Source organism: Herbaspirillum sp. GW822-FHT03A08 (assembly GCF_058801885.1).
In genome coordinates, this window is record NZ_JBXANR010000009.1 from 67,943 (window position 1) to 87,310 (window position 19,368).

The 19,368-nt window shown below is 60.1% G+C and carries 17 protein-coding genes; 10 read left to right on the top strand and 7 right to left on the bottom strand.

Going from position 1 to position 19,368, the window contains the following annotated elements; translation table 11 throughout:
- Positions 1-53: 53 nt before the first annotated feature.
- The gene (locus tag AC1RN6_RS23565; RefSeq protein WP_493007898.1) at positions 54-617 is read right to left on the bottom strand and encodes a cob(I)yrinic acid a,c-diamide adenosyltransferase; all 564 of its coding nucleotides are present in this window, start codon (positions 615-617) and stop codon (positions 54-56) included.
- A gap of 215 nt (positions 618-832) precedes the next feature.
- On the opposite strand from AC1RN6_RS23565, the gene AC1RN6_RS23570 reads away from it, so the two are divergent.
- The 5 genes from AC1RN6_RS23570 to glcF all read left to right on the top strand — a co-directional run bounded on the left by AC1RN6_RS23570 (position 833) and on the right by glcF (position 7,357).
- Positions 833-2,242 (top strand): FAD-binding oxidoreductase, encoded by a 1,410-nt coding sequence (locus tag AC1RN6_RS23570; protein WP_493007899.1) that lies wholly within the window; start codon positions 833-835, stop codon positions 2,240-2,242.
- A gap of 113 nt (positions 2,243-2,355) precedes the next feature.
- A complete protein-coding gene (locus AC1RN6_RS23575) occupies positions 2,356-3,246 on the top strand; it encodes a LysR substrate-binding domain-containing protein (protein ID WP_493007900.1) in 891 nt (296 codons plus the stop codon).
- Between the two features lie 314 nt (positions 3,247-3,560).
- Positions 3,561-5,048 (top strand): FAD-linked oxidase C-terminal domain-containing protein, encoded by a 1,488-nt coding sequence (locus AC1RN6_RS23580; protein ID WP_493007901.1) that lies wholly within the window; start codon positions 3,561-3,563, stop codon positions 5,046-5,048.
- A 2-nt stretch (positions 5,049-5,050) separates the two neighbouring features.
- Positions 5,051-6,112, top strand: a complete 1,062-nt coding sequence (gene glcE, locus AC1RN6_RS23585; RefSeq protein ID WP_493007902.1) for a glycolate oxidase subunit GlcE — start codon at positions 5,051-5,053, stop codon at positions 6,110-6,112.
- A 3-nt stretch (positions 6,113-6,115) separates the two neighbouring features.
- On the top strand, positions 6,116-7,357 hold the full coding sequence (gene glcF / locus AC1RN6_RS23590) for a glycolate oxidase subunit GlcF (RefSeq protein WP_493007903.1): 1,242 nt from the start codon (positions 6,116-6,118) through the stop codon (positions 7,355-7,357).
- A 416-nt stretch (positions 7,358-7,773) separates the two neighbouring features.
- Here glcF and AC1RN6_RS23595 read toward each other — a convergent pair whose 3' ends face one another.
- The 4 genes from AC1RN6_RS23595 to AC1RN6_RS23610 all read right to left on the bottom strand — a co-directional run bounded on the left by AC1RN6_RS23595 (position 7,774) and on the right by AC1RN6_RS23610 (position 11,774).
- Positions 7,774-8,238 (bottom strand): PPC domain-containing DNA-binding protein, encoded by a 465-nt coding sequence (locus AC1RN6_RS23595; RefSeq protein WP_493007917.1) that lies wholly within the window; start codon positions 8,236-8,238, stop codon positions 7,774-7,776.
- A complete protein-coding gene (locus AC1RN6_RS23600; RefSeq protein WP_493007905.1) occupies positions 8,238-8,804 on the bottom strand; it encodes a PCC domain-containing protein in 567 nt (188 codons plus the stop codon). Before AC1RN6_RS23600 ends, AC1RN6_RS23595 begins: the two co-directional genes overlap by 1 nt.
- A complete protein-coding gene (locus AC1RN6_RS23605) occupies positions 8,801-10,423 on the bottom strand; it encodes an acyl-CoA synthetase (protein ID WP_493007918.1) in 1,623 nt (540 codons plus the stop codon). The genes AC1RN6_RS23600 and AC1RN6_RS23605 overlap by 4 nt, the downstream gene beginning before the upstream one ends.
- Positions 10,424-10,586: 163 nt before the next feature.
- Positions 10,587-11,774, bottom strand: a complete 1,188-nt coding sequence (locus AC1RN6_RS23610; protein ID WP_493007906.1) for an acetyl-CoA acetyltransferase — start codon at positions 11,772-11,774, stop codon at positions 10,587-10,589.
- 490 nt (positions 11,775-12,264) lie between these two features.
- Between AC1RN6_RS23610 and AC1RN6_RS23615 the strand changes: the two genes are divergently transcribed.
- The 4 genes from AC1RN6_RS23615 (at position 12,265) to AC1RN6_RS23630 (ending at position 16,855) form a co-directional block, all read left to right on the top strand.
- Complete coding sequence (locus AC1RN6_RS23615) at positions 12,265-13,302, top strand: TRAP transporter substrate-binding protein (RefSeq protein WP_493007907.1); 1,038 nt, start codon at positions 12,265-12,267, stop codon at positions 13,300-13,302.
- 12 nt (positions 13,303-13,314) lie between these two features.
- On the top strand, positions 13,315-15,201 hold the full coding sequence (locus tag AC1RN6_RS23620) for a TRAP transporter large permease (RefSeq protein ID WP_493007908.1): 1,887 nt from the start codon (positions 13,315-13,317) through the stop codon (positions 15,199-15,201).
- Between the two features lie 72 nt (positions 15,202-15,273).
- Positions 15,274-16,044, top strand: coding sequence for an SDR family NAD(P)-dependent oxidoreductase (locus tag AC1RN6_RS23625; protein ID WP_493007909.1), 771 nt, complete (start codon positions 15,274-15,276; stop codon positions 16,042-16,044).
- A gap of 13 nt (positions 16,045-16,057) precedes the next feature.
- Positions 16,058-16,855, top strand: coding sequence for an SDR family NAD(P)-dependent oxidoreductase (locus AC1RN6_RS23630; protein ID WP_493007910.1), 798 nt, complete (start codon positions 16,058-16,060; stop codon positions 16,853-16,855).
- 30 nt (positions 16,856-16,885) lie between these two features.
- Here the strand turns inward: AC1RN6_RS23630 and AC1RN6_RS23635 are convergent, their stop codons facing one another.
- Positions 16,886-17,791, bottom strand: a complete 906-nt coding sequence (locus AC1RN6_RS23635) for a LysR family transcriptional regulator (RefSeq protein WP_493007911.1) — start codon at positions 17,789-17,791, stop codon at positions 16,886-16,888.
- A gap of 216 nt (positions 17,792-18,007) precedes the next feature.
- Here AC1RN6_RS23635 and AC1RN6_RS23640 point away from each other — a divergent pair, with 216 nt between their 5' ends.
- Positions 18,008-19,138: a sigma-54-dependent Fis family transcriptional regulator gene (locus AC1RN6_RS23640; protein WP_493007912.1), complete on the top strand. Its 1,131-nt coding sequence runs from the start codon at positions 18,008-18,010 to the stop codon at positions 19,136-19,138.
- 36 nt (positions 19,139-19,174) lie between these two features.
- On the opposite strand, the gene AC1RN6_RS23645 is transcribed toward AC1RN6_RS23640, so the two are convergent.
- On the bottom strand, positions 19,175-19,368 hold a 194-nt coding region (locus tag AC1RN6_RS23645; protein ID WP_493007914.1), incomplete at its 5' end, for a hypothetical protein.

Genomic DNA, 19,368 nt, shown 5'->3' on the forward strand with positions numbered 1-19,368 from the left:
ATGACGACGTAAAAAAAGCGGCTTCGGCCGCTTTTTTATTATGATTTATATCATTACTGTTTTTCGTCTTCTGTACGACCTTTCTGCCACAGCACATCGCTGCCGCCCGCATAGCGATTGAGCACCCGCGACAGCACGAAACACAGATCCGACAAACGATTCAGATATTGCCGCGGCTGTGGATTCACCGCATCGGCTTGCGCCAGCGTCACCACGGCACGTTCAGCGCGGCGGCAGACGGTGCGGCACACATGCATCTGCGCCGCGGCGCGAGAACCGCCGGGCAGGATGAATTCTTTCAGCGGCGGCAAATCGGCGTTGTACTTCTCCAGCAGCGCATCCAGCCGCGCCACCTGGGTCTCGGTAATCAGGCTGTAGCCGGGAATGCACAGCTCTCCGCCCAGGTCGAACAGGTCATGCTGGATCGCCAGCAATTCCTCGCGCAAGCTCGCCGGCAAGTCTTCGCACAACAGCAGGCCGATGTGCGAGTTGAGTTCGTCCACCTCGCCCAGCGCATGAATACGCGGATGATCTTTCGCCGTGCGGCTGCCGTCGCCGAGTCCGGTGCTGCCGTCGTCGCCGGTGCGCGTTGCGATTTTGGAAAGTCGATTGCCCATACTTTTCTCTGCAAACAAAAGTCTTAAGGATAGGCCAAAAATCTGCGTTCAAAGCTCAAGTTGTCAGACAAATATAAAATATGTCTGCGGCAAGAGAGTAAAATCCCATAGAGGTTTTGACGAGAGGGCGGGCCGCTGCATCAGCGTTCCGGTGCGTTTCCGGCATGGAGCAATATTCCCTTGCGTCACTATTCCAACAGACAGAGAGACAAGCAATGAACCATATCGTTGATGCGCAGAAACTGCGCAAGCCAGTTCCCGAGGCGCTGCTGACATCCTTGCAGGCCTTGTTCGGCAACCGCTTTTCCACCACCCAGGCCATGCGCGAGCATCACGGCCGCGATGAATCCTCTTACGATCCGATGCTGCCCGACGCCGTCGTGTTCGCCCACACCACCGAGGAAGTCGCCGCCTTCATCAAGCTGTGCAGCAGCTATGAAGTCCCCGTGATCCCATACGGTACCGGCACTTCGCTGGAAGGCCACGTGCTGGCGCTGCAAGGCGGTATCACCATCGATCTGTCGCAGATGAACCAGGTGCTGGCCGTCAACGGCGAAGATCTGACCGCCACCGTGCAGGCCGGCGTCACGCGCAAACAGCTGAACCAGGAAATCAAGGATAGCGGTCTGTTCTTCCCCATTGACCCGGGCGCAGACGCTTCCATCGGCGGCATGGCCTCGACCCGCGCCTCCGGCACCAACGCCGTGCGTTACGGCACCATGCGCGAAAACACGCTGGCGCTGACGGTGGTCACCTCCGACGGCAACATCATCAAGACAGGCACGCGCGCCAAGAAATCTTCCGCAGGCTACGATCTGACCCGCGTCTACGTCGGCAGCGAAGGCACGCTCGGCATCATCACTGAAGTTACCGTGCGCCTCTACCCGCAGCCGGAAGCGGTCTCTGCGGCCATCTGTTCTTTCCCGAGCGTGGCAGATGCCGTCAACACCGTGATCCAGGCGATCCAGGTCGGCGTGCCGCTGGCGCGTGTCGAGCTGCTGGACGAAAACGGCGTCAAGGCGATCAACGCCCACGACAAGATGACGCTGCCAGAGAACCCGCTGCTGCTGTTTGAATTCCACGGCAGCGAGAACGGCGTCAAAGAGCAGGCCGAGATGGTGCAGGAACTTGCCAGCGACAACAACGCGCTCGGCTTCGAATGGGCTACACGTCCGGAGGACCGCACGCGTCTGTGGACCGCACGTCACAACGCCTACTTTGCACTGCTGCAACTGCGTCCCGGCGCACGCGCGATTTCCACCGACTGCTGCGTGCCGATTTCGCGTTTGGCCGAATGCGTGCTGGAGACCAAAGCCGATTGCGAATCGCAGGGCCTGATCCACGCCATCATCGGCCACGTCGGCGACGGCAACTTCCACGTGCAGATGATGGTCGATCCCAACGATCCGGCCGACATCGCCCGCGCTGAAGGCGTCAATGCGCGTATGGTTGCACGCGCGCTGGAAATGGACGGCACCTGTACGGGCGAACACGGCGTCGGCCTGCACAAGATGGATTTCCTGGTGCAGGAGCACGGCGAAGGCGCCATCGACGTCATGCGCGCGATCAAGCATGCACTCGACCCGAAGAACATCATGAACCCGGGCAAGATTGTTCGTTGGTAGTCAGACCTATCGTCGCTTAAACATCATCAGGCAGTACACCGGGACGCGCCATCGGACATGAGGCCGTCCCGCACTACAACAGCGCAACAGCACAACAGCAGGTAAAACAAGACATGGCAACACGCCTCCCTCCCGTCCATGCCCTTTCAGCATTCGAAGCTGCGGCGCGTCACAACTCGTTCGCCGTCGCGGCCGAAGAACTCTGCATCACGCCTTCGGCGCTGTCGCATCGTATTCGCCTGCTGGAAGATTTTGTCGGAGAGCGCTTGTTCTATCGCGACGGCCGTTCCATCGGCCTGTCGGAATTCGGCCGCCGCTATCTCGACGTCGTGCGTTCCGCGCTGCGCACGCTGACCGATTTCCCGATGCCGCATCGCAATGCGACGGTGCAGCCCAAGGTCAAGATCATGCTGCCGCCGACCTTTGCGCGCCACTTGCTGGTGCCGCGCATCGCCGAGTTCACGCAGCGCTTTCCCGACATCACCGTCGAGATGTATCTGTCGGTGCCGCTGTACGACCTGAGCCTGTCCGAAAGCGACGTCGAAATCCGTTTCGGCGCCGGCAACTATCCCAACTTCGTCACCGAAAAACTGTTCGAAGAACCCGCCTTTGCCGTCGCCAGCCCGGTCTATCTCAAGACCATCGCACCGCTGAAGACGCCGCAAGACCTGCAACACGCCAACCTGCTGCGCTCGGCGCTGGAACCCTGGCAGCCATGGTTCGAAGCCGCAGGCCTCAAGGACTGGCCGGAACCGTCTACCGGCCTGCGCGTCGACGATCTCGGCTTGTTGCTGGAATCGGTGCGCCACGGCTACGGCGTCGGCCTCACACGTCAGCATTTCGCGGAAGAACTGCTGGCACGCGGTGAAATCGTCGAACTGTTCGATGTCCGCCTGCGTACGCCGCCGCATGCCTATTACGTGGTGTATGAGAAGCAGATTCGCGAGCGGCCGGAAGTGGATGCTTTCATCGATTGGCTGCAGAACGCCTTCAAGAACATCTGACGCGCGAAGAAACCGCCGCTGGCCGCGTTGCAACTCCTTGCCGTGCTCGCGCACTGTCTGCGTCGCTGCGCCTTGCCAGCGACGCTTTCTTCACGCGTCGGCACGGGTGAAGTCCCTGAAAGTTATTCATAGCGCGGCGTGAATTCTTTTCAGTGCACCCAAGCCACGCTTTTCGCTATCCCGAGCCGAAATTCGCTACACTTCAGGCATTGCGAAGACAACAGCGAGACAAGCATTCAATATCGGCAACCATAAGCCGACACTAAAACTACCGTCATCGCCGCGTCCCAGCCCAAAGCCAAACGAGGTCACGCATGAACGCCCCAGTTGCTCCCTTATTTTCTCCCGCGCGTCAGCGCGAGGTGGTTGCCGCGCTGAAAGCGGTGGTGCCGCCGCATTGCGTGCTGTTCGACGAAGAAGACACCCGTCCTTACGAGTGCGACGGCCTTGCCGCCTATCGCCAGTTGCCGATGGTCGTGGTCTTGCCTGAGAACGAAGCGCAGGTGGTCGCCATCCTCAAGACTTGCAATGATCTGAAAGTCCAGATCGTCCCGCGCGGCGCCGGTACCGGTTTGTCCGGCGGCGCGATGCCGATTGCCGACGGCGTGGTGGTGTCGACCGCCAAGTTCAACAAGATCGTCAGCATGGACAAGTACTCACGGACTGCCGTGGTGCAGCCCGGCGTGCGCAATCTGGCGATCTCGGAAGCGGCCGCGCCTTATGGCCTGTACTACGCGCCCGATCCTTCTTCGCAGATTGCCTGTTCCATCGGCGGCAACGTTGCTGAAAATTCCGGCGGCGTGCATTGCCTCAAATACGGCCTGACCGTCCATAACGTCTTGCGCGTGCGCGTGGTCACCATCGAAGGCGATGTGGTCGAACTCGGCAACGCCGGCCTCGATGCTCCCGGCCTTGATCTGCTGGCGGTATTCATCGGTTCAGAAGGCATGCTCGGCATCGTTACTGAAGTCACCGTCAAGCTGGTGCCCAAACCGCAGCAGGCGCGCGTGATCATGGCATCGTTCGACGACGTGGTGAAGGGCGGCAACGCCGTCGCCAACGTGATCGCCGCCGGCATCATCCCGGCCGGCCTGGAGATGATGGACAAGACCAGTTCGCGGATGGTGGAGCCTTTCGTCAAGGCCGGCTACGACATCGACGCCGAAGCGATCCTGCTGTGCGAGTCCGATGGCACCACCGAAGAAGTCGAGGAAGAAATCGGCCGCATGAGCGAAGTGCTCAACGCCAGCGGCGCTACCGCCATCGCCGTATCGCAATCCGAAGCTGAGCGCCTGCGCTTCTGGTCGGGCCGCAAGAACGCCTTCCCGGCGGCGGGCCGCATCTCTCCGGATTATTACTGCATGGACGGCACCATTCCACGCAAGAAGCTGGCGGAAGTCCTGCTCGGCATCGCCAGGATGGAAGGCAAGTACGGCTTGCGCTGCGCCAACGTGTTCCATGCGGGCGACGGCAATCTGCATCCCTTGATTCTGTTCGACGCCAACCTCGCGGATGAATTTCACCGCGCCGAATTGTTCGGCGCCGAAATTCTCGAGCTGTGTGTCGAAGTCGGCGGCACCATTACCGGCGAGCATGGCGTGGGTATCGAAAAAATCAACTCCATGTGCGTGCAGTTTTCGTCGGAAGAACGAGAAGCCTTCTTCAAGGTCAAGCGCGCCTTCGACCCGGCTTTCCTGCTCAACCCCGACAAGGCGATCCCGTCGCTGCATCGCTGTGCCGAGTACGGCAAGATGCATGTGCAGCGCGGCCAGATCAAATTCCCGGATTTGCCGAGATTCTGAAGATGACCGAACCATTGCACATATTCAAAGAACGCATCGTCGCGGCCACGGCAAGCGCAACGCCGTTGCAGATCCGCGGCGGTGGCACCAAGGACTGGTACGGCCAGGAACTGCGCGGCGAAGTGCTCGACACGCGACCCTACAGCGGCATCGTCGATTACGAGCCGACCGAGCTGGTGATCACCGCGCGTTGCGGTATGCCGCTGTCGGAGATCGACGCGGCGTTAGCCGCCAATAATCAAGTGCTGGCATTTGAGCCGCCACGCTTCGGCGGCATATCGACCGTCGGTGGCATGGTCGCCGCAGGCTTGTCCGGACCGGGCCGCCAGTTCAGCGGATCGGTGCGCGACTTCGTGCTCGGCGCCGATCTGATGGATGCGCAAGGACAAGTCCTGCACTTCGGCGGCCAGGTCATGAAGAACGTCGCCGGCTATGACGTCTCGCGTCTGTTGACCGGTTCGCTCGGCACGCTCGGTCTGATTCTGCAAGTTTCGCTGAAGGTCTTGCCGCAGCCGTTTGCGAGCAGCACGCGGGTGTTCGAGGTCGACGAGGCCAATGCGATCCGTTTGCTCAACGAATGGGGCGGCCAGCCGCTGCCGGTGTCGGCCAGCGCCTGGGTCAACGGCGTGCTGACCATACGCCTGTCGGGGGCGCAGGCTGCCGTCGATGCCGCGCAGAAAAAACTGGGCGGCACGGAGCTGACCAACGGCGACGATTTCTGGCGCGATTTGCGTGAGCAAAGTCACAGCTTCTTTGCCGACACCGCGGCGCCGTTGTGGCGGATCTCCTTGCCATCGGTAGCGCAACCTCTGCCGTTAGCCGGTGCGCAACTGATTGAATGGGGCGGCGCGCAGCGCTGGTATCGCGGCGATGCAAGCGCGGAGGCGATTCGCGCTGCGGCGGTCGCGGCAGGCGGTCACGCCAGCCTGTATCGCGGCGGCGACAAGAGCGTCGGCGTGTTCCATCCGCTCGCGCCCGCAGTTGCCAAAATCCACCGCAATCTCAAAGCCTCCTTCGACCCGTCCGGCATTTTCAATCCCGGTCGCATGTACAGCGAGTTCTAATCTATGCAAACCAATCTGGCCGATTTCATCCGCGACACTCCCGAAGGCAAGGAAGCCGATGCCATTCTGCGTTCCTGCGTGCACTGCGGATTCTGCACGGCGACGTGCCCGACCTATCAATTGCTGGGCGACGAACTGGACGGCCCGCGCGGCCGCATCTATCTCATCAAGCAAGTGCTGGAAGGCAAGCAAGCCACCGCCGCCACGCAATCGCATCTGGACCGTTGCCTGACCTGCCGCAATTGCGAATCCACTTGTCCATCGGGCGTGCAATACGGCCGCCTGGTCGATATCGGCCGCAAGGTGGTCGAAGATCAGGTGCCGCGTCCGTTCGCGCAGCGCGTAGTGCGCACGACGCTCAAAACCTTGTTGCCGAACAAGTGGCTGTTCAACCCGGCGATGAAGGCCGGTCAGCTGGTGCGCCCGCTGCTGCCGCAAAAGCTGCAGAACAAGGTGCCGCCGAAACAGGACGCAGGCCAGTGGCCGACGCGCACCCATGCGCGCAAGATGCTGATGCTCGACGGCTGCGTGCAACCGGCCATGTCGCCCAACATCAACAGCTCAACTGCACGCGTGCTGGATGCACTCGGCGTTGAATTGGTCGTTCCGCCGAAAGCCGGCTGCTGCGGAGCGATTCGTTATCACCTCAACGACCAGGATGGCGGCCTCGACGACATGCGCCGCAATGTCGACGCATGGTGGCCGTATGTGGACGGCTCGGCAGGATTCACCGTCGAAGCGATCGTGATGAACGCCTCCGGCTGCGGCGCCACCGTCAAGGAATACGGCCATCTGCTGCAGCACGACGCTGCCTACGCCGCCAAGGCGCATCGCATCTCGCAACTGACGCGCGACATCAGCGAGATCCTGCCTGACTTCGAAGCCGAGTTGGCCGGCAAACTCAAGGGCAAGATCGGTAAACGCGTGGCCTATCATCCGCCGTGCACTTTGCAGCATGGGCAGAAGATTCGCGGCAAGGTGGAGCAGATTCTTGGCAGCGCCGGCGTCGACGTCAAGCTGTGCGCTGACAGTCATTTATGTTGCGGTTCTGCAGGGACGTATTCGGTGTTGCAGCCGGAGCTGTCTTATCGTTTGCGTGACAACAAGCTTCATAATTTGCAGGCGACTCAGCCGGACATGATTGTGTCGGGGAATATCGGGTGTCTGACGCATTTGCAGTCGGGGACGGATACGCCGGTGAAGCATTGGATTGAGTTGTTGGATGCAGCGTTGGTGGGAGCGTGAGCGGTTCCGATTTGTGCGCGTCGCCAACGGCAGCTCATAAGCGGAAGGCGAAACCGGCTCGCCTTCGGCATCGCGCTTTCAATATTCTCTGTAGCTAATTATTTCGTCGTCCCAGCGAACGCTGGGACCCAGTGGCGTCAGCGCATCATTCAATCGTTTTCACGACGCCGGGTTCCAACCTGCGTTGGAACGAAAAAGCCAAGGAGGTCAGATAAGATGAAACTATTTTCGTCCCCTGGCGATGCGAAGCGAGCCAGTCTCGAAGTCCGCTTGAGAGTAGCCGCCGGGCTACCCCCGGCACGGTCGTCCGAAGAAAGAAAAATCCAACCTGCCTAAGCAGCGTGACGGAACAAGCTGCACGCAAACAAAAAGCGGCCCAAAAAGAGAGCCGCCTTCATCAGCCAGGCAAGAAAAAATCAAGCATGCAAAACCTGCTGCCCATGCTTGGGAATCCACTCCTGCAGCGTAATCTCAATCGTGATGAACGACAGATTCGCCCCCCGCACAAAACGCCCCGCAAAAATCTTCCCCTCCACATCCGCCACCACACCTTGCAGCGGATTCGCATGCGGCTTACCGCCGGAAAATCCGATCTCGCCGAAGACATTCAGTATCTCCACTCCAGGCCCGTTGATTTCCATTTCCCGCCAGCCGGTCGGCGTGGCGTATTCCAGATGCGCATCGATCAGGCTGCCGATGGCGCCGCGCACGATGGCGGTTTGCATGCCGTATTGGCGGCATAGCGCTTCCACGCTTTCAGTGAGGTCCTGATTGGGCTTGAGTCGGGCCATCACCAGTTTTCCCAGTGTGCCTTCTTCTACCTGAATGTCGTTGTCGTTAGTAAGTGTCTCTGTATTTTTTGTCAGTGTCGATGTCGTCATCATGATTCCATGGGTGTCGGATGCAATAGACTGAATAGCGTCTCTTCATCGCTGTTGACGACGAAAGCGCCCTGGGAAAACAAGCACAGGCGGATGATGAGCGGATCGTCGCCCACTTCCACCGTGTCGAGCAATAAATGCCCGCCGTGAATCGCACCATCGCCGTCAAGGAAGCCGGCGTGGCAATGCAGCAGTATTTTTCCTTCCTGATTCTGGCCGACCGTGATCGCTCCGGTGACGAAGGTGATCACGCCTTCCAATACGTGCGGCGGACCGTAGTCGTACGGACGGTTGGCGTCGCGGGTGTTTTCGATGCGGTGGTAGTGCAGCTTGCGCGCGGTGCCGCCGCACATGCGGCCGACGCCACCGCGTTGGCCATAACGGTTCAGTACTTCACGCAGGGCTTCGCCGACTTTGGTCCCGGGTTGCAGCGTGATACGTAATTCTTCCGCCGGATTGGCTTCCAGATCCAGCGTGCGCGGGTAGCTCTGCTGGCCGGCGTGAAGAAACTTGCGTACCTCGACAAAGCCCGGATGGCCGTCGGCGGACTTGTTGGAAATTTTCATAAACGATAGTCACCTTTCTCCTCAAGCAAACTTTTGATCTGCTTTTTGACAATCTTTCCATAACCGGATTTCGGCATGGTCTCCCAGAACACGAAGCGGCGCGGCCATTTGTATTTGGCGATGCGGCTCTCCAGATGCGACAACAGCGCATCGCCGTCTGCGGTCTGGCCGGACTTGGCGACGATGACGGCGATGCCGCTTTCGCCCCACTTGGGATCCGGCACGCCGAGCACCGCCACTTCGGACACCGACGGATGCGTCAGCAGCGCTTCTTCGATCTCGCGCGGATAAACGTTGGAGCCGCCCGAGATGTACATGTCGGATGAGCGGCCGGTGATGTAGAGGAAGCCGTCTTCGTCGACGTGGCCGAGGTCGCCGGTGTGGAACCAGTCGCCCTTGAAGGCCTTGGCGTTGGCGTCCGGATTGTTGTGATAGCCCATGAAGACGGCCGGGCCGCGCACGCAGATTTCGCCGGTTTCGAATGCCTTCAATTTTTTGCAGCTGTCATCGAGGATGGCGATTTCCATGCCGGTACGCGGCATGCCGCAGGAACCGACACGCGCTTTCGGATGAGCGTCATCCGCTTCGTGCATGTACGGCGGCAGGAAGGTGATATTGCCGGTGACTTCGCCGAGGCCGTAATACTGCACCAGCACCTTGCCGAGTTTCTTCAGGGCATACACCTGATCGGCACGGTACATCGGCGCACCGGCGTAGATGACGTGTTTGAGGGAGCTGTGATCGTAGCGGTCGACGGATTCGTCTTCGGTGAGGATCTTGACGATGGTCGGCACGGTGAACATGTTGTCGACGCGGTGACGTTGTACGAGTTGCCAGGCTTCTTCCGGCACCAGGCGTTCGGTCGACAACAGGATGCTGGCTGCGCCGCGCGCGGTGTTGACGACAGCGTGGATGCCGGCGCCGTGCGACAGCGGCGCGACGACCAGCGAGCGCGACTGATGCGTCAGACCGGGCAGCAAGTCAGCGAGGTGATTGGTGACGACGAAGGCCATCTGGCCGTGCGACAGCATGCCTGCTTTCGGGTGGCCGGTGGTGCCTGAGGTGTAGAAGAACCACAGCGGGTCTTCGTAATCGACTTCTACTTCGTCGAAAGACTGGTGCGCGCCCGCCGCAGTGGCGAGCGTTTCGAAATCGAGTTCTCCCGCGCGCGGCTCTTGCAGCGCGATGACGTGTTTCAGTGCGGGAGAAACTTCCTTTACCGCGTCAACGTAGTTGGCGAAACCGCGATCGTACAGCATCACGCTGGCGCCGCTGGACTGGCCGAGATACGCAGCTTCCGGCGGCGTGATTCGCACGTTGGTCGGGACCCATACCATGCCCAGCTTGAATGCCGCCCAGGCGCTTTCAAAAATCTGCAGGTTGTTGCGGGAGTGAACCAGCATCTTGTCGCCCTTGCTCACGCCCAGTTTTTGCAGCGAGTGGGCGAGGGTGTCGACGCGGTCGTTGATTTGTTTCCAGGTGGCGATTTTGTCGCCCTTGCCGTCCGGCGTACCGTCGCCGATGATCAGGCCGGGTTCATCGGGAAAGCGGCGGGCGACGTCGGATAGAAGCCGCCCCAGGTTCATTACTTTGGTTAACATCGTCTCGCTCGTGTGTATTTTTTTATGTGGTCTGTACTACTGATATTGCTGCCGCTATTGCTTGCTGCACCTACTGCTGTCGTCCCAGCGCATGCTGGGACCCAGTGCCGTCATCGATCGCTTTCACGACACTGGATTCCAGCGTGTGCTGGAATGACGGAGAAAGATTTTCGCCGGTAGATTAATGCACGCGTTCCAGAATGCTGACGTAATTCGCGACCGCTGCGCCGCCCATGTTGAATACACCCGCATAGCGCGCATTCGGGATCTGCATGTCGCCCGCATCATGGCTGGCCTGCATCGCCGCCATTACGTGCATCGATACGCCGGTGGCGCCGACCGGATGGCCCTTGGACTTCAGGCCGCCGGAAGGATTGATCGGCAGGCGGCCGTTCTTGGCAGTGACGCCGTCGAGAATCGCCCGTGCGCCCTGGCCGGGTTCGGCCAGGCCCATGGCTTCATACTCAAGTAACTCTGCAATGGTGAAGCAGTCGTGCGTTTCAACCAGCGACAGATCCAACAGTTTCAGATCGGCTTGTTTCAATGCCTGCTGCCATGCCAGCGTTCCGGCTTCAAAGCGTGTCGGGTCGCGGCGCGACAGCGGTAGAAAATCGTTGACGTGCACGGCGGCGCGGAAGGTCACGGCGCGTTGCATGGTCTTGGCGACGTCGGCGGCGCTCAGCACCAGCGCGGCAGCTCCGTCGGAGATCAGCGAGCAGTCGGTGCGCTTCAGCGGGCCGGCGACAAAGGGATTTTTTTCCGACACATTGCGGCAAAAATCGAAACCGAAATCCTTGCGCATGTGGGCGTAAGGATTACTCATGCCGTTCTTGTGATTCTTGGCGGCAATGGCGGCCAACGCGTCCGACTGATCGCCGTAGCGATCAAAGTAGGCCTGCGCAATCTTGCCGAACACGCCGGCAAAGCCGCCGGGGATGCCGGCTTCTTCCTTGGCGTAGCAGCATTTCAGCAGCACTTCGCCGACTTGCGGCGTGGCGAGCTCGGTCATTTTTTCAAAGCCGATCACCAGCGCGTGCTTGGCCTGGCCGGACAAAATCGATTGCATGCCCGAGTGGATGGCTGCCGAACCGGTGGCGCAGGCGTTCTCGACGCGTACGGCAGGCTTGAAGCGCAGCGCAGGCAGGGTGTTGACCACCAGCGACGAGGGGAAATCCTGATACAGAAAGCCGCCGTTGAAGGTGCCGATATGGATGGAGCCGATGTCTTCCGGCGTCAGGCCGGCGTGTTCGATGGCTGCCTTGGCGACCTGGCCTATCAGCGCCTCCGGATCGATGCCGTCGAGTTTGCCGAATTGGGAGTGGTTCCAGCCGGTGATGCAGGGTGAGGATGCGGTCATGTGCGCAGTCATGTGAATTCCTGAAAAGAGTGTGTTGGAACAGCAATATGCAAAAACGATGCCACGATTTTTTTAGCCCGCCGCTGTCTCGCTTGCGTTGATTTTTATGGTGTCGGCCGGGTGTGACTGGCCTGAGATGACGCGGTTTGCAGGCCGTGATGGCGGTAAACATAGCACGTCGCGAGCGGCTTTGGATTTGCTGCGCTGCGGGATGAATTTGGCGCCTGAAACGATGACAACTGTATGGCAACTGTATAAGGCATGCGACAGGTGTCGCAGGAAAATAAACACCCGATATACCGCTTACATCCCTTGTCGAAGCAGGCGTTTATCGCAGAGAATGTACTTGCAATGCCGACTTCAGGGAGGGGCGCGCAAGTCTGTGGGCACACGTCGACGACTTGGCATCCAAATTGCTCTAGGACGCATAAGCAGTGCTGAATTAGTCGTTACTAGTATCGGCAACATAAATTAACCAAAACTAAAATCAGGAGACAAACAGATGGGTAACCCAACTGCTAGCATCACTCGCCGTCGTTTTTTGAAGACTGTTTCCGTTGCCTCGGCGGCTGCTGCCACCGGCATGATGTCGACCCGGGCATTCGCCGCCGCTGAGTTCACGCTGAAGTACGCCAACAACCTGCCGGCAACTCACCCGATGAACGTGCGCGCCAAAGAGATGGCCGCCAAGATCGCGACCGAATCCAAGGGCCGCATCGACTTCCAAGTGTATCCGAACAACCAGCTCGGCAACGATACCGACACGCTGGGCCAGGTACGCTCAGGCGCGGTCGACTTCTTCACACTGTCGCCACTGATCCTCGGCACGCTGGTGCCGGCCGCCCAGATCAGCGGCGTCGGTTTCGCCTTCAAGGATTACAACCAGGTCTGGGCCGCCCTGGACGGCGAGCTCGGCGCACACGTGCGCAAGCAGATCGACGCCAAGTCGACCGTCTTCGCATTTGAAAAAATCTGGGACAACGGCTATCGCCAGATCACCAACAGCACGCGTCCGATCAACAAGCCGGAAGACCTCAAGGGCATGAAGCTGCGCGTGCCGCCAAGCCCGCTGTGGACTTCGATGTTCCGTGCTTTCGATTCGGCTCCGGCCAGCATCAACTTCGCCGAAGTATATTCTGCGCTGCAGACCAAGATCGTCGAAGGCCAGGAGAATCCGATGGCGATCATCTCGACCGCCAAGCTGTACGAAGTGCAGAAATACTGCTCGATGACCAATCACATGTGGGACGGCTTCTGGTTCCTCGCCAACAAGAAGTCCTTCGAGCGCTTGCCGAAGGACTTGCAGGAAATCGTTACCCGCAACGTCAATGAAGCCGGCATGAAGCAACGCGCCGACGTCAAGGCGCTGAACGATTCGCTGGCGACTGAAATGAAGGGCAAGGGCCTGGCCTTCAACGACACCGACAATGAAGCCTTCCGCGCCAAGCTGCGCAGCGCCGGTTTCTACGCCGAGTGGCACAAGAAGTTCGGCGACGAACCTTGGGCGCTGTTGGAGAAATACACCGGAAAGTTGGCGTAAATGGAAGCGGCGATGACCGAAGTGAGAATGCCTTCTGCATCGGCGCCGACCAACCCGCTGGCGCGTCTGCTGGCGGGCGTCAACCGCGGCGTAATGCACGTTGTCGCCGCCGTTGCCGCAGCACTGGTGGTGGTGGAAACCGCGGTGCTGCTGGCCGGCGTGATCTACCGCTACGCGCTGCACGATCCGCTGATCTGGTCCGATGAGCTGGCCTCGACGCTGTTCATCTGGCTGTCGATGCTGGGTGCGGTGCTGGCGCTGGACCGTGGCGAACACATGCGCCTGACCGCCATCGTCAACCGGCTCTCGGATAAATGGCGTATCTGGCTGGAGACCGTGGCGGCATTGATCGTCTGCATCTTCGTGCTGATGATCATCCATCCGGCTGTCGATCATGCGTCGGAGCAGATGGCGATCACCACGCCTGCATTGGAAATTCCTGACGGCTTGCGTGCGGCAGCCTTGCCGGTCGGCGCGATCCTGATGTTCCTGGCGGCGATTGCGCGCATGGCCAGCCGGTCCAGCATCAAACAGGTGGCTTCTGCGATAGCGGTGGTGGCGGTGATCGGTGCAGTCTTATGGATCAGCAAGCCGGCTCTGCTGGCGATGGGCAACTACAACCTGATCGTGTTCTTCGTGCTGCTGATCGGTGTTTGCGTGGCGGGCGGGATTCCGATTGCGTTTGCCTTCGGGACTGCCACCATGGCCTATCTGACGATCGCCACCGGCGCGCCGATGATGATTGTGGTCAGCCGCATGGACGAGGGCATGTCCAGTCTGATCCTGCTGTCGGTGCCGCTGTTCGTGCTGCTCGGTTCCTTGCTGGAAATCAGCGGTCTGGCGCGCACCTTGATTGATTTCATGGCGGCCTTGCTGGGCCATGTCCGCGGCGGCCTGCAGTACGTGCTGCTGGGTGCGATGTTCCTGGTGTCCGGCATCTCCGGCTCGAAGGCGGCCGACATGGCGGCGATTGCCCCGGCGCTGTTCCCGGAAATGAAGAAGCGCGGCTCCAAGCCGGAAGAACTGGTGGCCTTGCTGTCGTCCTCCGGCGCCATGACCGAAACCATTCCACCGAGTCTGGTGCTCATCACCATCGGCGCCGTGTGCAGCGTGTCCATCACGGCCTTGTTCATCGGCGGCCTGATGCCGGCGGTGATTGCGACCATTGCCATCGGCATCATCTGCTGGTTCCGCGCCCGCCGCGAACCGATGCCGGATGTCAAACGCGCCACCATCGGCGTCATCGGTAAAACCTTCATCGCCGCGATTCCTGCACTGGCCTTGCCGATGCTGATCCGCGTGGCGGTGATTGAAGGTGTGGCGACCGCAACCGAAGTGGCGACGATTGGCGTGGCCTACACCGTCATTGTCGGCCTGATCATGCACGCTTTCATGAAGCATCTCGACTTCAGGCGCATCTACCCGATGCTGGTGGAAGCGGCGACTTTGTCGGGCGCGATCCTGCTGATCATCGGCATGGCGACCTCGATGGCGTGGGCGCTGACGCAGTCGGGCTTCTCGGCCAAGCTGGTGGCGCTGATGCAGGGTGTGCCCGGCGGCGGCATGGGTTTCCTGCTGATCACCATCGTCATCTTCATCGTGCTGGGCAGCATCCTGGAAGGCATTCCGGCCATCGTGCTGTTCGGGCCGCTGCTGTTCCCGGTTGCGCGTTCACTCGGTATCCATGACGTGCACTACGCCATGGTGGTGATTCTGGCGATGGGCATCGGCTTGTTCGCACCGCCGTTCGGCGTCGGCTTCTATGCCGCCTGCGCGATCGGCAAGGTGTCGCCGGACAAGGTCTTCAACCGGGTCTGGAGTTATCTGGCGGCGCTGGTGGTGGCCTTGCTGGTGGTGGCTGCGGTGCCTTGGATTTCCATCGGCTTCCTGGAACACTGATTAACAAAAAAAATATCTAAAAACGGCGGCTTGCACCTTTCCTCCGCAAGCCGCCATCCTCACGGAGACAACATGAACCAAAATGATAGCGGCGCCCGCGTGGCGCTCGTGACGGGCGGAGCCATGGGTATCGGCGCCGCAATTTCCCAGCGTCTGGCGCGTGACGGCTACACCGTGCTGGTCTCGGACATCAATCTGGAAGCGGCCAAAGCGACCGCCGACAAGATCAACGCCGATGGCGGCAAAGCTGCGGCGCTGGCGATGGATGTCAGCAAGGCGGAATCGATTGCCGCTGCTTTCGCCAACGTCGACAAGGACTACGGCCGCTGCGATGTGCTGGTCAATAATGCCGGTGTCGCCAAAACGTTTCCCTTCCTCGACTACCCGCTCGATAACTGGCTGCTGACGATGAACATCAACGTCACCGGCGTGATGCTGTGCGGCCAGCACGCCGCGCGCATGATGGTGCGCAGAAAATGGGGCCGCATCGTCAATATTTCCTCTGTTTCAGGTATCCGCGCCGGCACCGGACGCACGGCTTACGGCACATCGAAAGCCGCCGTCATCGGCCTGACCAAACAGATGGCCATCGAACTCGCCGGACATGGCGTCACGGTCAACAGTGTCGCGCCCGGTCCGGTTGATACGCCGCTGACGCAAGCAGTGCACTCGCCGGAAACGCGCAAGAGCTTCACCGACGGCGTGCCCATGCATCGCTACGGCAGCACCGATGAAATCGCTGCGGCGGTGTCTTTCCTGGCGGCCGACGATTCGTCCTATATCACCGGTCACGTGGTGCCGGTGGACGGCGGCTTCGTGGCAGCCGGCATCCTCGACATCTGAACGGAGCACACCCATGGCACGCGCAATGGAAGACAAGGTCGTCATCGTCAGCGGCGCAGGTTCGGTCGGCGAAGGCTGGGGCAACGGCAAGGCGGCGGCGGTGCTGTACGCGCGCGAAGGTGCGCGCGTGCTGGCGGTCGACCGCAACCTGCAGGCTGCGCAGGAAACCTGCGACCTGATCCGCAGCGAAGGCGGCACATGTGAAGTAATCGCCGCCGACGTGTCGAAGACGCCGGACATCGAAGCCATGGTGCAAGCCGCGCTCGATCATTTCGGCCGCATTGACGTCTTGCACAACAACGTCGGCATCGCCGAAACCGGCGGCCCGGTCGAGGCCAGCGAAGAGAGCTGGAACCGCGTCATCGCCATCAATCAGACCAGCGTCTTCATGACCTGCAAGCACGTCCTGCCGGTGATGGAAAAACAAAAGAAGGGCGCCATCGTCAACATCTCGTCACTGGCGGCGATTCGCTGGGTCGGCTTTCCTTACGTCGCCTATTCGGCGTCCAAGGCGGCGATGCTGGCGCTGACCAAGAACATCGCGATGCAATACGCACCGCTCGGCATTCGCGCCAACTGCGTGCTGCCGGGACTGATGGACACGCCGATGATTCGAGAACCGCTGAAGGCATCCTACGGCGGTGACATCGAAGAGATGCGCCGCAAGCGTCACGCGCAATGTCCGATGGGACACATGGGCGACGCATGGGACGTGGCGCATGCGGCCTTGTTCCTGGCATCGGATGCTGCGCGTTATGTGACCGGCGTGGATCTGATCGTCGACGGCGGGCTGAGCCTCAAATGCGTCTGATGCAATCACTGCAGAGATGACCCTGCTGCGTCAGGCAGTCTGGCCGCGGCGCAAGGCGGACCAGACTTCCTCCGCCGTTTCCACAAAGGTCTGGATACAGGGATTGCGGTTGTCCTTGTTCCAGATCACCGCAACTTCCACGACAGGGGCATCGGTCAGCGGCTTGAAGACCGTGGTTTCCAGATGCATGGCTTGCATCGAATTCGGCACCATTGCCACGCCCAGACCTTCGCCGACCAGGTTGACGATGGTCTGCTGCAGGTTGGCTTCCAGCTTGATGCGCGGGCGGAAGCCGGCAGCCTGGCAGCAATTGACGATCAGGTCGTAGACCACCGGCGCAATCGCGCGCGGGATGCTGACGAACGGATCGTCGGCCAGATCTCTGGCTGAAATCTTTTCACGTGAGGCCAGCCGGTGGTTTTTCGGCAGCACCGCCACCAGCGGCTCGGAAAAGATGGTGCGGCTGTCCAGCCCGCTGCAATCCTCGGGGCGATACATGATGCCGACGTCGCGCTTTCCCTCCTTGATATCTACCGCCAGCAGATTGGGCACATGCTCCGTCAGCCGCATGTCGACCTCCGGATAATTGGCTGAATAATGGCGCGTCACCGACGGCAGGATGTTATAGGCCGTCGACATCATGAAACCGACCAGCAGCGCGCCGCTCTTACCGGCCCCTGTGCTGACGGCATTGCGCCTGGCGCGCTCCAGTGCATGAAAAATTTCAGCAGTGTCCCGGTAGAAATGTTTGCCCGCTTCGGTCAGTTGCACGCTGCGTTTGCTGCGGTCGAACAACTGCACGCCCAACTCTTTCTCCAGCGCCGCAATCTGCCGTGTGAGCGGCGGTTGCGAGATATGCAACAGCTCGGCAGCGCGTCCGAAATGGAGGGTTTCTGCTACGGTGCGGAAATAGGTGAGGTGGCGCAATTCAATCATTTGATACCTTTAAGGTATTAATTGTGTGTCTATATTGTATTGGAAGTTATCAGATAAGCTGGCTATTCTTTGCCGCAGAGTCAGCTTACTTGCGACTGGCTCACAGAAATCCTTCACTGTTTCAGCTGGCTGGGAAGAGAATTTCAAAGGCGCAAGCGGCCATAAGCCGGACAGACGCCACATAAGAAAAAGCAGTTCATAGACAGGAGACAAATCATGCCGACATCCACGGTAGACCTCGCTACGGCGCGCAGATATGTCAATAGCGCACGCTATCGCTCACTCGATGAACTCTGTGGCGGCGATCCGCAGATGCAAGACCTGATCGCGCGCGGCAAGCGCCTGATCGACAAGAACATTCCGATTCTGATCCTCGGCGAAACCGGCACCGGCAAAGAGTACCTGTCGCGCGCGCTGCATGCTTACAGCGAGCGCCGCGCCGCCAATTGGGTGGCGGTGAACTGTGCGTCGATTCCGGAAAGCCTGGCCGAGAGTGAACTCTTCGGCTACTGCAAGGGCGCATTCTCCGGCGCGCTGCCGGGCGGCATGAAGGGCAAGGTGCAGCAGGCCGATGGCGGCACGCTGTTCCTCGATGAAATCGGGGACATGCCGTTCTCGCTGCAGACGCGCTTGCTGCGCGTGCTGTCGGAGCGTGAAGTCATTCCGCTGGGCGCGGCGCATCCGGTGCCGGTCGACGTCCATCTGATCTGCGCCACGCATCAGGACCTGAAGACGCTGGTGGCGCAGGGCCGCTTCCGCGAAGATTTGTATTACCGCATCGCCGGCGGCGTATTGCGTCTGCCGTCGCTGCGTACACGCGCCGACAAGCGTGAGCTGATCATGCAGATGATCGCCGACGAGATGCCGGGGCAAGACATCGATGAGCGCATCATCGCACCGCAAGCCTTGCAGCAAATGCTGGCGTATCCGTGGCCGGGCAACTTGCGCCAGATGCATGCCGTGGTGCGCTACTGCTGCGCCGTCATGAACGGCGACCGGATTGAAGTCGCCGATTTGCCGGAAGAGCTGATGGAGTCGTTTGCAACGTCGGTTCCCGCCTCTCATCATTTTGTGGGGCTGAATACTGTTTCAGCCTCTAACTCAGTGTCCAACATTCGCAGCATCGTGCCACAAGCCGGTGTTGCCGACATCCTTCCTCGCCAACCAGGCGGCCCGCTCGGGGACGAGCGCACGCGCGTTATCGATGCGCTGGTCGGCAGTCGCTGGAATATTTCCGCCGCTTCGCGCCAACTGGGAATGTGCCGCGCCTCGCTGTATCGCAAATTGCGCCAACTGGATATCCCGCATGTGCGCGATCAGGCGATGCCGGCATACGCGGCGGCTTGATTTGCCGTTTGATTGAAATTCGCGCTGCACCTATAGTCACTGTCGCTTTGCATCGGCACGCAGAACGCCGGGGGCAGAGCGCGGACTTGTGCCGTACATCCATGACAAAACAGAAGAGCTCCGCTCCGATACTGAGGAAAATTTAGGAAGATTATGAAAGTTTTTTACGACAAAGACGCAGACCTGTCCCTGATCAAGAACAAGAACGTGACCATCATCGGTTACGGTTC